This is a genomic window from Bacillus cereus group sp. BfR-BA-01311, assembly GCF_022664295.1.
Classification (GTDB): domain Bacteria; phylum Bacillota; class Bacilli; order Bacillales; family Bacillaceae_G; genus Bacillus_A; species Bacillus_A cereus.
Genome location: NZ_JAKUHC010000005.1, coordinates 75,806 through 89,710, shown reverse-complemented (window position 1 = coordinate 89,710; position 13,905 = coordinate 75,806). Strand labels below are relative to the sequence as shown.

Here is a 13,905-nt window from a genome sequence, read left to right as displayed (position 1 = left end):
GCATTCCTCTTTATTTCATATATAATTATAATATTTTTTCAGAAAAATCAAAACTAATATCATTTATTATATTGTATAATTTTGTTATTAGATACCAATTATTGATTTAGAAAGCTGGTGATTCAGTGAATAATCGATTTAGTATTGCTTTATTTCTTACTATTATTATGACAAATATTATTCTCTATTTCTTCTTACCATCAAGTATTGTTACGAAATGGGACTTTAATGGAACGCCTACATCAACAATGGATAAAAGCACTTTTGTAATCGTAAATATAATTATATGTTCCTTCTTATTCTTTGTATTTTTAGCTTTATCTAAAGCAGCGAGTAACCAGAAATTTCTCCATTGGATCGGCAACACAATGTTACTATTCTTATTTTTTGTCGATATTGTCATCGCCCTCATCGCTCTTGGCTTTTCACTTCCTCTTGATCATTTCATATTTTTAGCATTAGGGCTTTTATTTATATTAATAGGTTATTTCAGTTCCAAAATTGATACGACTAAATCAACCGTTTCATTAGAATGGAATGATAAGCACCTTGAAAAAAGAGCTTCAAATATTAGTAGTATTTCAATGATGATAGCAGGTATTTTTTTAGCGATACTTCCTTTCATCGTTTCTGCTCCCTATAGAGGTTATGCTATACTAGCAATTCTTTTAGGAATGACGCTTATCATTCTGCCGAGTACGATTTATTTACTTATTAAAGACAGCAAGCAATCTACTCCTTTAAAAAAATAGGAGGTTATATCCCTCCTATTTCAGCTTAATGTTTTATTTTTCACTTTTTCTATCTCAACTAAAATCCCTTTCTCTATCCAACCCTCTACGCCATCTTTTTTAATTAAATCATATCCTGAACAGCTACCATCAATGAGAGAAACGATATCTCCCTTCCTAACGCTTATTTGCGCACAAGAAATATCGGTTTTCACTGTATATTCACCTGACTCAAGTTGTTTCATATATTCATTTTTTACAGTGAGTAAATTATTCGTTTCCTTTTGTTTACATACGGTGTAGTCTTGCATCTTCTCGATAGGCTCTATGTAATAATACGGATATGTCACTCCGCCCTGCATTTCTGAATTCGCATTAAAATCCGCTATTACTTCATACTCTGGAAAATAGTCTACATATGTATAAAAAAACGTATCGCCCGTTTGTTTCCTCTGAATAATAAATACGTTTAATTGCCCTGCTTCTTTAATTGCATTTCCTCCATCAATTGCAATAATTTTTTTCTCCTTATCAATAACTGGATTGTTAGACGGTGCTTCTTCAGAATAGTTCACGACAGGCCAATGACCAACTATTACATACTTATTTGCTTTATGTGATTTATTAAAAAACTGTGGCATTGCTATCGCATTTTTGCGCTCTGTTTCTTTCCAATCTACTCTATCTTCTAGACCGGCATGCACAAAAATATAATCTTCTGTTTCAATCGCTGTTGGCAACTCTGTTAGCCAATATAGTTCTTGTGAAAATTCACTTAACAATGCTTCTTTCACTTCACGAATTGAAGTGCCCTCATGAACTGAAAAACCTAATCGCTCTAGCCATTCATTAAAAATCGAGTGCTTTCTCATACATAAATAATTAATAAGATCAGGATTTTCATTTAGAAGAGCATCAACTAAAACTTCACAATTCCCTTCAACAACGTGAACCTTTGAATTGTTCTTTACAAGATTCATAACGTAGTTTACTACGCCTACGCTATCTCGTCCTTTCTCGCAAAGATCTCCATTAATAATTAAATAATCTTCATCTTTAAAGTTAACTTTATGTAGTGCTTCTTTTAAAAGATTTAATTCTCCATGAATATCAGATATGACGATAACTCTAGCATCATTAGGGATTGATAGTTTCTTTATTTTTTTCAAGTATAAGCGCTCCAATCATTCTCTTTATTAAATTAAAACAATTCGACAAAATACACTATATAACCTTTTCAAATACATATACCATAACTTACAACCTATTTACGGTTTAATAATAACTTAAAAAATAAGAAGAAGCTGTTCCCAATTTTTGCGGGACAACTTCTTCTTATTTTTTATAATTCTTTATGAAAAGAATAACTCACCTTATCATACCCTTCTCTTTCATAAAAACGATGAGCATCAATTCTTGAAAATGCTGACGTGAGGGCGATAGACTCACATTCGTTTTCCTTTCCCCAGTTCTCTATATACGAAAGTAATACTTTCCCATGTCTTTTTGAACGATGTGCTTCTGCTGTTACAAGGTCATATACGAAAACGTGTTTCTTATTATAAAAGTTCGTACAAATTGCTACACCTGCAAGGCTAACAACTTCATCATCCTCATTACGCAACGAAAATAGTTTATAATTTTCTTCTTTCATATTTCGAAATAAAGAGCTTGTTTCCTCTTTTGAAAGTTTCGTTCTTAATTGCTGTAAAACAGGTAACACTTCATGTAATTGCTCTTCTGTTACTACTTCTTTAACATTCATTTTTAACTCTCCCTTAACTATTTAAATAATTTTCTAAATGTTATATCATTATTATAGAAAGCAACTGCCCTTTACTTAAGTGGCAGTTTAAGTGTTTTTTATAAGGCCAGTTTTAAAGGAGAGTTTTATATGGATTTTACTATCCCATTGCAATTACAAAGTAACACACCTATTTACTTGCAAATTTACGAATATATAAAAGCTGAAATTATACAAGGGACTATTTCTGTTGGCACACGTCTACCCTCACACAGAAATTTAGCATCACAACTTAATATTAGCCGCATTACTGTTGAATCAGCTTATCAACAGTTATTAGCTGAAGGTTATGCAGAAAGTAAACCGAAACGTGGTATTTTTGTAGCAAATTTCGATATTGACGTTATCCCAAATAAAAAACGAAATGCAGCAAAGAAGACGAACAATTTGATAGAAGAAAAATTTGAATATGATTGTAGCCAAGGGCTTATTGATCAAAATGCATTTCCGATTACAAATTGGAAACGAGCATTACAAGAATCCATACTTACATACGAAAATGCACTATTTGCTAAAGAAGATCCTCAAGGTGAACTCGCTCTTCGAGAGCATATATCAACATATTTATATCATTCTCGCGGTGTACATTCTTCACCTGATCAAATTGTGATCGGCGCCGGAACACAGCCACTTCTCTGGCTACTACTTCAACTGCTTGGCCCTACAAAAGAATACGGCATTGAAAACCCTGGATTTCACCGTATACACGCAATTATTAAAAGCTGTGATAGACAAATTCATCCCATACCATTGGATGAAAAAGGGATTGATATTTCTAGTTTATACAATACAAATTCCAATGTCGCATACGTTACACCATCACACCAATTTCCACTCGGGATTATTATGCCTTTATCTAGAAGATTAGAATTGTTAAAGTGGGCTAATGATTGCAATGGATACATTATTGAAGATGACTATGACGGAGAGTTTCGCTACGCTGGTAAGCCAATTCCTTCTTTACAAAGTCTTGATTCAAATGAACGCGTTATTTATATGGGAACTTTCTCAAAATCTTTTTTACCTTCTTTACGAATGGGATATATTGTTTTACCACCACATCTTTTAAAAACATATCAAGAACTGCATGGAATTTTCAAACAAACAGTCGCTACAATACAACAACTTGCTTTTGCTAACTTTATACAAAACGGGAATTGGGAACGTCACCTTAATCGGAGTCGTACACTATATAAAAGAAAACATCATACGTTAGTAAAATCCATTACGAAAGAAATGGGGGCTAATGTTCAAATTCTTGGCGAACAGTCCGGACTTCATATTGTTTTATGTGTAAATAACAGTATGAATGAAAATGAACTGATTGAATCCGCTAAAAAACAAAGCGTTAAATTATACCCACTTTCTCCATATGATTTCGTGAATGATTTACGTAAGGAATCATACGTATTACTCGGCTTTGGTAGTATTCCGGAAAATAAAATTGAAACGTTGGCTACATTATTGAAAGATGCTTGGTTTCCTAGTTGCAAGGAAACTTGTTAACAGTGGGTTTAACTTGTAACATGTTAACAATTCAACAAAATAAAAAAGAAGGCTGTTCCAAAATAACTTTTTGGACAGCCTTCTTCTAGTTATTCACCTGACCTAGCTTTCCTTCCCGGACGTTTCACACCAGTCGTTTCTGTTGAATAGGAAGCTTCAATTATAGCCGTTGGATCTACAGAGAGAACGAGATCTTTCATTTTCGGATAAATGAATCGGTTTGTAATGCAATAAATGATTCTCTTATGCTCCCCTAAAAAACCACCTTCTCCATGTAGATACGTAACAGATAGTTGCAATTCTTTCATAAGTAAATCGCCTATTTCTTTATTCTTACTAGAAATAATCATAACGCTCTTACCTTGATTAATACCATCTAGTATAAAATCAATCATCTTCGTAACAATATAGAAAATTGCTAACGAGAACATCGCTTGTTCGATTGAAAATAAAATAGCAACAAAGATGAAAATAACTGCATTTACTGCAAGTAAAAATGTACTAATCGGTACATTAAAGTGTTTATTCATCCAAACTGCTAACATTTCTGAACCGTCAATTGCTCCACCCATTTTAACAACAATCCCAACACCAATTCCAAACAGTACTCCACCATAAAGTACAATTAATAACTCAGAAGTCGTAATTGCTGGAAATGGTTTTAAATAAATTAATCCGAGTGTTGTAACTACATTCGCATAAGATGTACGGATAAAAAACTTCTTTCCCATTACTTTTGCAGTAAATAATAAAATTGGGATATTAATTCCTAAGAACACACCATAAAGCGGCAATCCTGCGACTTTATTTGCCATAATAGCAATAGCCGTTACCCCGCCATCTACTAATCCATTAGGTGCTAAAATAAGCTCTAATGAACCTGCTACTATAATTGAGCCAATTGTTAATAATACGTATTCAAATACTTTCTTCATTCATTACCCCCAAAACTTATATATTTTCTTAGTATTATTTTAACGTAATTTTACTACTAATTCAAAGGTATCGATTTATATACAGAAAAGTTTCACCTTTATCGCTATTTTTATGTAATACATGTAACGCGTAATACTAAAAACACACTTACAAATTAAAAGTAAGTGTGTTTTTAACATCTATTTAATCTTTACGTACGGCTTCATTTTTAATTTGAATATTTCCTCAACTGCCCTTTGATATCCACCAGCATTTCTAAGCGACTCTCCCACTTTACGACTATTTTCCTTAAACGTCACATCATCCATTACTTTCTTTACAGTCTCACGTAACAATTCAGAAGTTAACTCGTTACGATTAAGTGTTATGCCTGCCCCTACTTCAGTCAATCGTTTTGCAACGAATGGCTGATCTCCTGTTACCGGAATTACAACTAATGGAACACCGTAATATAACGCTTCACTCGAACTATTCATACCACCATGTGTCACGAATACATCAGCATGCTGTAAAACTTCTAATTGCGGGACATAATTATACAACTTAAAGTTTTTCGGGATATTTTCAAATTGACTTATATTTATCTTCTTACCAACGACTAATACGACTGTCGCATCAACATCTTTAAACGCTTCAAAACATTTTTCATACAAAGCAGGTTGTTCATTAAAAACTGTTCCCATAGAAATGAAAATCACTTTTTCATTTTTTAAATCTTCGGTAGGAAAACTCCCCACTTCTTTTCGAGTAGCAATTGATGGACCTACAAATTTATACGATTCATCAAATACCTCTGAACGTGGCTGATATTCTTTTGAAGTATATACAATCGTAATATCACCAGGATGGTTCATAATATCATACATACTATTACATTTCATTCCATACTGCTTATTCCACCTTTCCATTCCCGCTAAACAAGATTGATATAATGGATCCATTTCATCTACTTGTCTCGATTCTTGCTCATCATGAAAATTAATGTACTGATTAACAGCAAACGTTGTACAGGATGAAACGCTTGGTAATTGTAAAATATTCGCTATAATACGTCCTACTGGAAAATGATTATCATATATTAAATAATCATATTTTTCCTCTTTTGTTTCTTCTACAATTTGAGTAACAATACGCTCTGATGCTTCAATCATATGAGATAGCATCGTCAAAGGGCTCCCACCTTCATTTACTCGTTCCATAATATTAATTTGAGAGAGAAAATTCTCAAACACTCGGAATTCCGCACCTGTTGCTTCAACCTTCTTTCTATAATCTTCAATACAATAAGAAACAACTGTTTCCCCTCGCTGAATTAACTCACTTACAACAGCTAAAGTCGGATTAATATGACCTTCCCCAGGAAAATTTATTACGAGTACATTTGCCATAACATTCTCTCCTATCCAATTAATATAATAAAATTAACAATTAATTATATTAATTAATTTAAGTCTATTATAAATGAATGCATTCTACTTCTTCATGCTTTTCTCTTCATTTTATTATTGAGAAATATTTTCTATAGTCTACATTATTGTGATTCACAATCTTATAAATGAATGCTTAATTTTACTTTTACTCTTCATAGATTTAAAGATACGAGTCTTACATTCAAGTATTACCACCATTATTTTTAGACAATTCATACAAAAATAGAGAAATATAATATTTTTAATGAGTTTTCACTATAAATGTAAGTATACTGTCTATCTTTTTATCTTTATCCTCATAACACATCATCTGTTATATAATGAATTTATGGAATTTACAGAAAAAGGAGTCTTTTCATGTTACAACAACTATTCAATTCACCTATTCTATCCGTTCAAGCCTTGCACCCAGGTTATGAAGATCATGCAAGTGATGTTTTTCTCGTTCAAACAGAAGATACAGAAGTTATCGTTCGTGCTTCTAAAATGAATGAAGAACCAAATAATGATTTTTGGTGGGGATGTAAAAATCTATTTGGAATTGATCCAAGGAACGTCCATCATTTAGAAACTGTACATACATTGCTGCAAGAACATACGAATCTTCCTATCCCAACAATATTAGAAAAACATGTTTTAAATAGCCGTGAATTTGTGGTGGTCGAAAAGTTAGTAGGTAACACAGTTCAATCTTTTATCGAGCAACCAGATTCTATTTTATTCAGCCTAGGAAAAGGACTTGCAGAAATACATAAATTTAAAGCCGATTTCATAGGAAATCCGTCAGGCACGTTCCAAGTTCCACTAGATGAATTCCAATCACATATTTTAAACGTGAGTAAAGAGCTTGTGAATATGTTTTATTCCGATGATGAAAGCATAAAAAATGCATTCCCTACCTTTGAATCACAACTTTCTTCCCTGTCCGTACCAAAGGAATCTACACTCGTCTTAATTGATATGGATCCTACTCAATTTTTATCTGACGGTACAACTATTACGGGTTTAGTAGATAGTGAAGCTTACGCTGTTGCTCCGCGAGAACTTGATTTTATCGGACTAGAATATGTACTTACCGAAAAAGAAGCACATGCCTTTAAAAGTGGTTACGAAACAATTATGTCTATTCCTCACTTAGAAGAATATAGACAGCCTTATCGTTATTTATACCGACTGTTATCTGTGCAAGGTAATGTGGAATTAAAAAAATGGTTAAGTCACCCATCCTATTTTTAAATACGAATGAGAGGGAGTATACAATGGCTATTCAGAAAAAGCGTTCTGTAACAGAAAGTGAAATACAGCAAATGAAGGATTTGACTTATATTTGTGGGCAACAAGACAATCTTGATTACTCTTCAGATTTACATATCAACTTTTTAAAAAATCGAAATGAAGATTATATAAACGATTTTCTTCTTTATAACGGTACTCAATTAATTGGCGCTTTAAATATGTATGATTTCGAAAGACCAACAAAGCTTGAACTAATAGGCTTTGTACATCCTCATTTTAGAAAACAACGTTTCGGAACTATCCTTTTACAAACTGCAATGAAAGAAATACAAAATAGAGAGACAGATGAAGCTCTTCTTATTATTAATGGGGATTCTATTTCTGGGAATGAATTTGTAAAACATATGAAGTTACCATATTTATATAGTGAATATAGTATGGAGTGCAAAACAAACGAAATTCAAAAAACAACAGATAATAATATACAGCTTACTCTTGCAACTTCAGAATCACTTCTTGATCTTATTAAAATTTCTAGTAAAGCTTTTGGTGATTCAGTAGAAAATACGACTGCATGGTTACAAAAAATGATGAATTCATCTTCCCATCAAGTTTACAGTGCCCTTATTGCTGAAAAAGTGATAGGAACAATTACAGTTTCTAAACAAGAGCAATCTACTACACTATCAGGATTCGCCGTTCATCCTTCTTATCAAGGTAAAGGATACGGAAAAGATATTCTTTGTAATATAGTACATACCCTTATTACAGAAGGAGTTTCAACAATTGAATTAGACGTCGAAACGAAAAATATCCACGCTTTAAAACTATATACACAATGTGGTTTTGAAATTAAAACGAGGCATGACTATTATAATTTAATGAATATTTAGGTGAATATATATGTTAAAAAAACAATTTATTCTAATTATGATATTTTAGCAGACATCTATAATGAACATTGGGGACATTTTGTTGAATCCTCCTACCCAGCCTCGTTTTACAAGATGCTCTTCTCTACTCTCGTATATTAGATCTTTGTTACGGGACTGGTCATCTTACTAGGAAACTACTTGATAATAATTTTGTAGTAACTGGTATAGATGGTTCTACTCAAATGATTGAGTATGCACGTAAAAATGCACCAGATGCAACCTTTATCGTCGATGACGCTCGCTATTTCAATATAAATGAGCAATTCCACTACGTCATCTCTGCCGGTGATAGTTTAATTTAGATGAACTAAAAAGTGTGTTTCACAAAGTTTACTCCGTATTACATAACGAGGGTATATTCGCATTTGATATGAATAAAAAAAATAAAAAAACTGAATCGAAATGATTCAGTTTTTTCTTAATATATTTACAACTGCAGTTGTTTCGTCATTTTCTTTATAGACACGCGGAATTCTTCTATCTAGCATACATGTAACTTCATAGTTTATTGTACCTAACATATCCGCTATTTCTTCTACTGCGATATTTTCTTCACCTTGTTTACCGTAGAATACTACTTCGTCTCCTACTTGTACTGGCATCGCTTTTGAAACATCCAACATTAACTGATCCATACAAACACGGCCAATAACAGGTACTCGAACCCCGTTAATTAACGCATAGCCTTTATTAGATAATTGACGATTATAACCATCAGCATAACCAATTGGTACAGTCGCAATCCATTCTTCACCAGTTGTTACATACGTATTCCCATAACTTACACCACGATTCTTCTTCGCATGTTTAATATGAGCTACTTTTGATTTTAACGACAACGCAGGCTGTAAAGAAACGACTGAATGATCCACTTCTTTTGACGGATACATACCGTACACTCCTATTCCAACGCGTACCATATTTTGAAATGTGTTACTTAATTCCATTGATCCCGCACTATTTGAACTATGAATATATGGTATTTGAATTCCTAATTCTTTCGCTGTATTAACAGCTTTTTCAAATAAACTTGTTTGCATATTCGTATATGATTTATCGATTTCATCTGCCGTAGAGTAATGCGTAAATATCCCTACTACCTCTACATACTCCATACGGTTTAATTCTTCTAAAAATGGTTTAACTTCTTCTTCTTGTAAACCGATACGACTCATTCCTGTATCAATTTTCACTTGAATTTGTACTTTCTTTTGAAGACGGTTTGCAATTTCATTTATACCATGTAAATCTTCTACTCTATAAACAGTCATCATAACGTCATATTGAATTACATCTTCTACAGCCGCTACTGGTGTGTATCCTAAAATTAAAATCGGCACAGTAATTCCTGCTTCTCTTAATTCTATTGCTTCATCTACAAATGCAACTGCAAGTTGATGTATTCCTGCTTCAATTGCAGCTTTGGCAACTTCAACTGCCCCATGGCCATACCCATTCGCTTTTACAGCAGCCATCATCTTAATTTCTTCATCATTTACATGTTTTTTAAATTCTTTTACATTATGTTTTACAGCATTTAAGTCAATTTCTACAATTGTATCTCTTCCATATTTCAAACTCATTGGTCTAACTCCTAACTCAATAATTGCATTCCATTCTATTTCACGTTTCATATGACCTTTTACAATATAATACTTTTCATTATGCTAGTCAAACTACTAGAATTTTCGGAATTTTGAGTATGATATAATATCCTCAAGAAACTATTATATACGGAGACGAGGAGAATTACAATGTTTGTTCAATCTGCATTGCATCAACTAAAAGTTGCTATTGATACTTCTATTGATATGCTTAACCAATATAGTGAAAACGATTTAAAAATACAACCGATTCACTCAAAACGATCATTATTTGAAATGTGTGCACATCTTTCTCTTATTTGTCATGCTGATTTACTCATTTTAAATGGTATTCCAGAAAAAGAATTACATACCTTTTATATAGAACGTACCCCCGTAACAGTTGCTCACATGCAACAAACGATGATTGAAGGTTACAACCTTCTCTCTAAAACATTTCTTTCCTACTCCCAAATAGAATTAGCAGAAGTTATGACTGCCTATTGGGGTATTTCTTATTCGCGCTTTGAATGGTTACTTGAAATCGTTGCACACTTTTATCATCATCGTGGACAAATTCATATTTTATTATGCGAGCATATGAAAGATCCTCGCATTCCTTTATTTGAGTGATTTTCCACTCATTCATTAATTATAAATAGAGAAGCTACAAAACCAATAAAAAGTATCATTCCTAATTTCCCCTCCTAATTGACCTACAAGAGAAACTAAAGACGGAACGGATATAGCAATACCTATTACAAAACAGACACTCATCATTACAAGTAGAGATAGATACGAAACAAAGCCCATTGAACTTAGACTAAAAATAGCAATCAACAATCCTCCTTGAAGAACTTTCCTTACTTCAAACCTCTTTGTTAAACGACCTGCAAGTGGTGACAGCAACATACCAAACAGCCCTGTTAAGCGAAAATAAAGGATTTGTTCTGCAGTTAAATTGTAAGTAGGAGAGCTCAAATAATTCCCTAAAACAGTATACATATTAACAAAAGCCATTAATAAAACAGGATTTTTCACACTGACTAACTATTAGTTTTAAATAATGCGCAACTTCTTTAAGGCATAAGAAATTCCGCCTTCACTCGCCTTCGTTGTAACGAAATCAGCCCTTCTCTTCAACTCCTCTCCACCATTTCCCATCGCAACTCCTAATCCTACATACTGCAACATCTCAATATCATTTCCACCATCGCCAAAAGCAATGGCTTCTAATTTACTAATGTTTAAATGTTCCAATACTTTTTGAATTGCAGTTAGCTTCGATACTTTACTATCTTCCAATACATTTATAACGTAACCATGAAAACGCTCAAACGTAAGTGCTGGATATCTTTCAATGAATTTTTGAGCTTCTGTATCATCAGCATACAGACATATGCAATACATCTCATCTGATAAGTTTCTATCTTTGTCAGGATACTGCTCTAAATTTAAGGTTTCATTTAACGCTCGCATGACACGTTCATCTTTGGAAGCAATATTATTCATTGCAAATTCTTCTGTAAAGTAAGAAACACTGTGACCATGTAATTCAGCAAAATTTGAAATATCATGAACGATTTCGCTTGAAAGTACTGATTTATGTATAACTTCTTTCCCACATTTTATATGTGCACCATTTGCTGAAATAAACGTATTTATACCTAGTTCCTTAAATTGTGAGCATAAACTATATGGTCTTCCAGTTGTAACAACTACGTGAATTCCTTTATCTATTAATCTTTGTACCGCTTCTTTTGTACTTTCGTGCATGCTTCTATCAATCTCACTTAATAACGTACCGTCAACATCGAAAAATACAATTTTGTACATAAGTCTTTACATCCCGTCCAAATGATTCGTATCATTAATGAAATGCACCGTTTTTTGTTCACCCTCAATTTCAATTAAACTTATTCCCGTATCTCCCATTTTGAAATAGTAGTCCATTGAAATTGGCATTTTGAAAAATGCACGTAATAGACTATTAATTACGCCCCCATGGGCAACAATTGCAATTCGGTCATATGTATTCTCTGTCAAGATTTTAGAAAAGATTCCTTCTATTCTCATTCGAAACTCAATAAACGATTCCCCGTTTTCAAAACGATCATGAAGAAACTTTGGCTCTGGATATTTCTTTGCTTCTTCAAATGATAAGCCTGCTTGCACTCCATTATTAAACTCCATTAATTCCTCTTCTAATTGAATTGGACAACCAATTGCTTCTGCTAATGTTTCACCCGTTTCACGAGCGCGTTTTAATGTGCTTGCCCAAATGAAATCTGGTGCAAAATCTTTTTTCACTTTCTGTACAAGTCTTTGTACTTGTTGTCTCCCTTTGTCAGTTAACTCAAAATCAGCTCGACCTTCATGCACATGTAAAATATCAGCTTCTGATTCTCCGTGGCGTATTAGTAGTATTTGCATGTTTCTCTCTCCCTTTATTTAACATTCATAAAATTCCATTATATCACATTTTAAGATTCCAAAATAAAAAAGGAACGGTCTCCCGTCCCTCATCCATTCACTTTTTCCGCATCATTCCAATAATATTTACTAAACGCTTCTGTTAACACATCAATTGTGTTATATAATTCATCTAACGTATTATCAACACCACCAACTTCAATTAACATCGCATTTTTCGATAAATCTTGGTTATAAACGCCATTTCCATCTTTTTTATACTTTGGAAAAATCCCTCTACTTAATCCGTAATAGTTTTCATCTAAATAACTATTGATCGCTCTTGCAATTTTTTCATTTTCAGCACGGCCTTCATTTTCCATCCCAATTATAAAATATAATCTTGCATACGATTTTCCGTTAATTACTTTTGTTGTTACTTTCTTACGCTGATCGTCACGGTGTATATCAATCGGAAACGCAATTTTATTATTTTGTGCTAATGCTTCTTTTACATATTCATGAGACGCTTTATATGACTGATACCATACCCACTTTTTACTCGCTAATAAATCACCCATATTCGTTTTATCATGAACTACCGGAATTCCTTGTCCTTCAAGTTGCTCTTTCATACGTTTCCCTAGTAAAGACACATTTACATCTGGGCTAGATGGATCAGTTGCCCCTGGTAATAATGGAAAGAAGGATTCCCAGCTATGTGTATGATAAATATATACTGCACTTTCACCTTTTTTCGCTCCGTTCTTTTTCTGAACCGGATTATTCTTTTCCGCTTCTGTAACTTTATCTTTTGCTATTTCCCGTTCTTTCGTTACTTCTTCAATCGGTACACTAGATTCATTTGGGATATTTGTCAAGTTTGTCCCTTCCCCAGCTACGATAATATTAGAATAATACTTTGACATACCAGGTACTTCTTTACCGACGAATGTTCTTAAATCTTTAATTTTCAAATCTGTCGCGATAGAGAACATTAAATTCCCAACTGACTCTCTTTTATTCTTCTTAAAATAATCAAATCCGTAATAGCGATTCTCACTTTCTATCATTTGAACAAAACCTTGCATCGATACTTTTCCAAACCATTGATTTGCATAATTCGATTTCATTGTATGTAAAAATGACGTCAAAATCGACGCTATCATAATTACTATTAGCGCATATAAAAGGAGTAACGAAATCAGCTTCTTCCCATGTATTCGAGTTGCATACTTTTTCACTGCATCACCTTCTTTATACATGGATATGTACAAGCTTTTCAGAATATACGCACAAAAAAAAGAGAAATGGTATACCATTTCTCTTCCT

At 33.1% G+C, this 13,905-nt stretch carries 14 protein-coding genes and 1 pseudogene; 6 read left to right on the top strand and 9 right to left on the bottom strand.

Annotated features, from left to right (window positions below; all coding sequences use genetic code 11):
* The first annotated feature begins 125 nt into the window (after positions 1 to 125).
* Positions 126 to 752, top strand: a complete 627-nt coding sequence (locus tag MR136_RS13620; RefSeq protein WP_088338348.1) for a DUF1648 domain-containing protein — start codon at positions 126 to 128, stop codon at positions 750 to 752.
* Positions 753 to 772: 20 nt separating this feature from the next.
* On the opposite strand, the gene MR136_RS13615 is transcribed toward MR136_RS13620, so the two are convergent.
* Both MR136_RS13615 and MR136_RS13610 read right to left on the bottom strand, forming a co-directional pair.
* Positions 773 to 1,900 (bottom strand): metallophosphoesterase, encoded by a 1,128-nt coding sequence (locus MR136_RS13615; RefSeq protein WP_242259472.1) that lies wholly within the window; start codon positions 1,898 to 1,900, stop codon positions 773 to 775.
* A gap of 173 nt (positions 1,901 to 2,073) precedes the next feature.
* Positions 2,074 to 2,496 carry a GNAT family N-acetyltransferase gene (locus tag MR136_RS13610; protein WP_017673179.1) on the bottom strand — a complete coding sequence of 141 codons (423 nt, stop codon included), beginning with the start codon at positions 2,494 to 2,496 and terminating at the stop codon, positions 2,074 to 2,076.
* Between the two features lie 129 nt (positions 2,497 to 2,625).
* On the opposite strand from MR136_RS13610, the gene pdxR reads away from it, so the two are divergent.
* Positions 2,626 to 4,041, top strand: coding sequence for a MocR-like pyridoxine biosynthesis transcription factor PdxR (pdxR, locus tag MR136_RS13605; RefSeq protein WP_242259471.1), 1,416 nt, complete (start codon positions 2,626 to 2,628; stop codon positions 4,039 to 4,041).
* 89 nt (positions 4,042 to 4,130) lie between these two features.
* On the opposite strand, the gene MR136_RS13600 is transcribed toward pdxR, so the two are convergent.
* Together MR136_RS13600 and MR136_RS13595 are read right to left on the bottom strand one after the other, a co-directional pair.
* Entirely contained in the window at positions 4,131 to 4,976 is an 846-nt protein-coding gene (locus tag MR136_RS13600) for a YitT family protein (protein WP_000755128.1), read from the bottom strand.
* Between the two features lie 180 nt (positions 4,977 to 5,156).
* Positions 5,157 to 6,365, bottom strand: coding sequence for a macrolide family glycosyltransferase (locus tag MR136_RS13595; protein WP_000024494.1), 1,209 nt, complete (start codon positions 6,363 to 6,365; stop codon positions 5,157 to 5,159).
* A 399-nt stretch (positions 6,366 to 6,764) separates the two neighbouring features.
* On the opposite strand from MR136_RS13595, the gene MR136_RS13590 reads away from it, so the two are divergent.
* From MR136_RS13590 to MR136_RS13580, 3 genes and pseudogenes are all read left to right on the top strand, one after another.
* Positions 6,765 to 7,643, top strand: coding sequence for a nitrate reductase (locus tag MR136_RS13590; protein ID WP_000941374.1), 879 nt, complete (start codon positions 6,765 to 6,767; stop codon positions 7,641 to 7,643).
* A 23-nt stretch (positions 7,644 to 7,666) separates the two neighbouring features.
* Complete coding sequence (locus MR136_RS13585; RefSeq protein ID WP_224201367.1) at positions 7,667 to 8,536, top strand: GNAT family N-acetyltransferase; 870 nt, start codon at positions 7,667 to 7,669, stop codon at positions 8,534 to 8,536.
* A gap of 6 nt (positions 8,537 to 8,542) precedes the next feature.
* Positions 8,543 to 8,954 (top strand): annotated as a pseudogene (locus MR136_RS13580) (class I SAM-dependent methyltransferase); the annotation flags it as partial.
* A 31-nt stretch (positions 8,955 to 8,985) separates the two neighbouring features.
* On the opposite strand, the gene alr reads toward MR136_RS13580, so the two are convergent.
* Positions 8,986 to 10,161: an alanine racemase gene (gene alr / locus MR136_RS13575; RefSeq protein WP_002182683.1), complete on the bottom strand. Its 1,176-nt coding sequence runs from the start codon at positions 10,159 to 10,161 to the stop codon at positions 8,986 to 8,988.
* Positions 10,162 to 10,332: 171 nt separating this feature from the next.
* Here alr and MR136_RS13570 point away from each other — a divergent pair, with 171 nt between their 5' ends.
* The gene (locus MR136_RS13570) at positions 10,333 to 10,794 is read left to right on the top strand and encodes a DinB family protein (protein ID WP_000497990.1); all 462 of its coding nucleotides are present in this window, start codon (positions 10,333 to 10,335) and stop codon (positions 10,792 to 10,794) included.
* A 15-nt stretch (positions 10,795 to 10,809) separates the two neighbouring features.
* Here MR136_RS13570 and MR136_RS13565 read toward each other — a convergent pair whose 3' ends face one another.
* The 4 genes from MR136_RS13565 to spoIIP form a co-directional block, all read right to left on the bottom strand.
* Positions 10,810 to 11,181 carry an MFS transporter gene (locus tag MR136_RS13565; protein ID WP_332283527.1) on the bottom strand — a complete coding sequence of 124 codons (372 nt, stop codon included), beginning with the start codon at positions 11,179 to 11,181 and terminating at the stop codon, positions 10,810 to 10,812.
* A 39-nt stretch (positions 11,182 to 11,220) separates the two neighbouring features.
* Positions 11,221 to 11,997 (bottom strand): Cof-type HAD-IIB family hydrolase, encoded by a 777-nt coding sequence (locus tag MR136_RS13560; protein WP_242259470.1) that lies wholly within the window; start codon positions 11,995 to 11,997, stop codon positions 11,221 to 11,223.
* A 6-nt stretch (positions 11,998 to 12,003) separates the two neighbouring features.
* Complete coding sequence (locus MR136_RS13555) at positions 12,004 to 12,594, bottom strand: histidine phosphatase family protein (RefSeq protein ID WP_001166435.1); 591 nt, start codon at positions 12,592 to 12,594, stop codon at positions 12,004 to 12,006.
* A gap of 89 nt (positions 12,595 to 12,683) precedes the next feature.
* Complete coding sequence (spoIIP, locus tag MR136_RS13550) at positions 12,684 to 13,895, bottom strand: stage II sporulation protein P (RefSeq protein ID WP_319006068.1); 1,212 nt, start codon at positions 13,893 to 13,895, stop codon at positions 12,684 to 12,686.
* Positions 13,896 to 13,905: the final 10 nt, after the last annotated feature.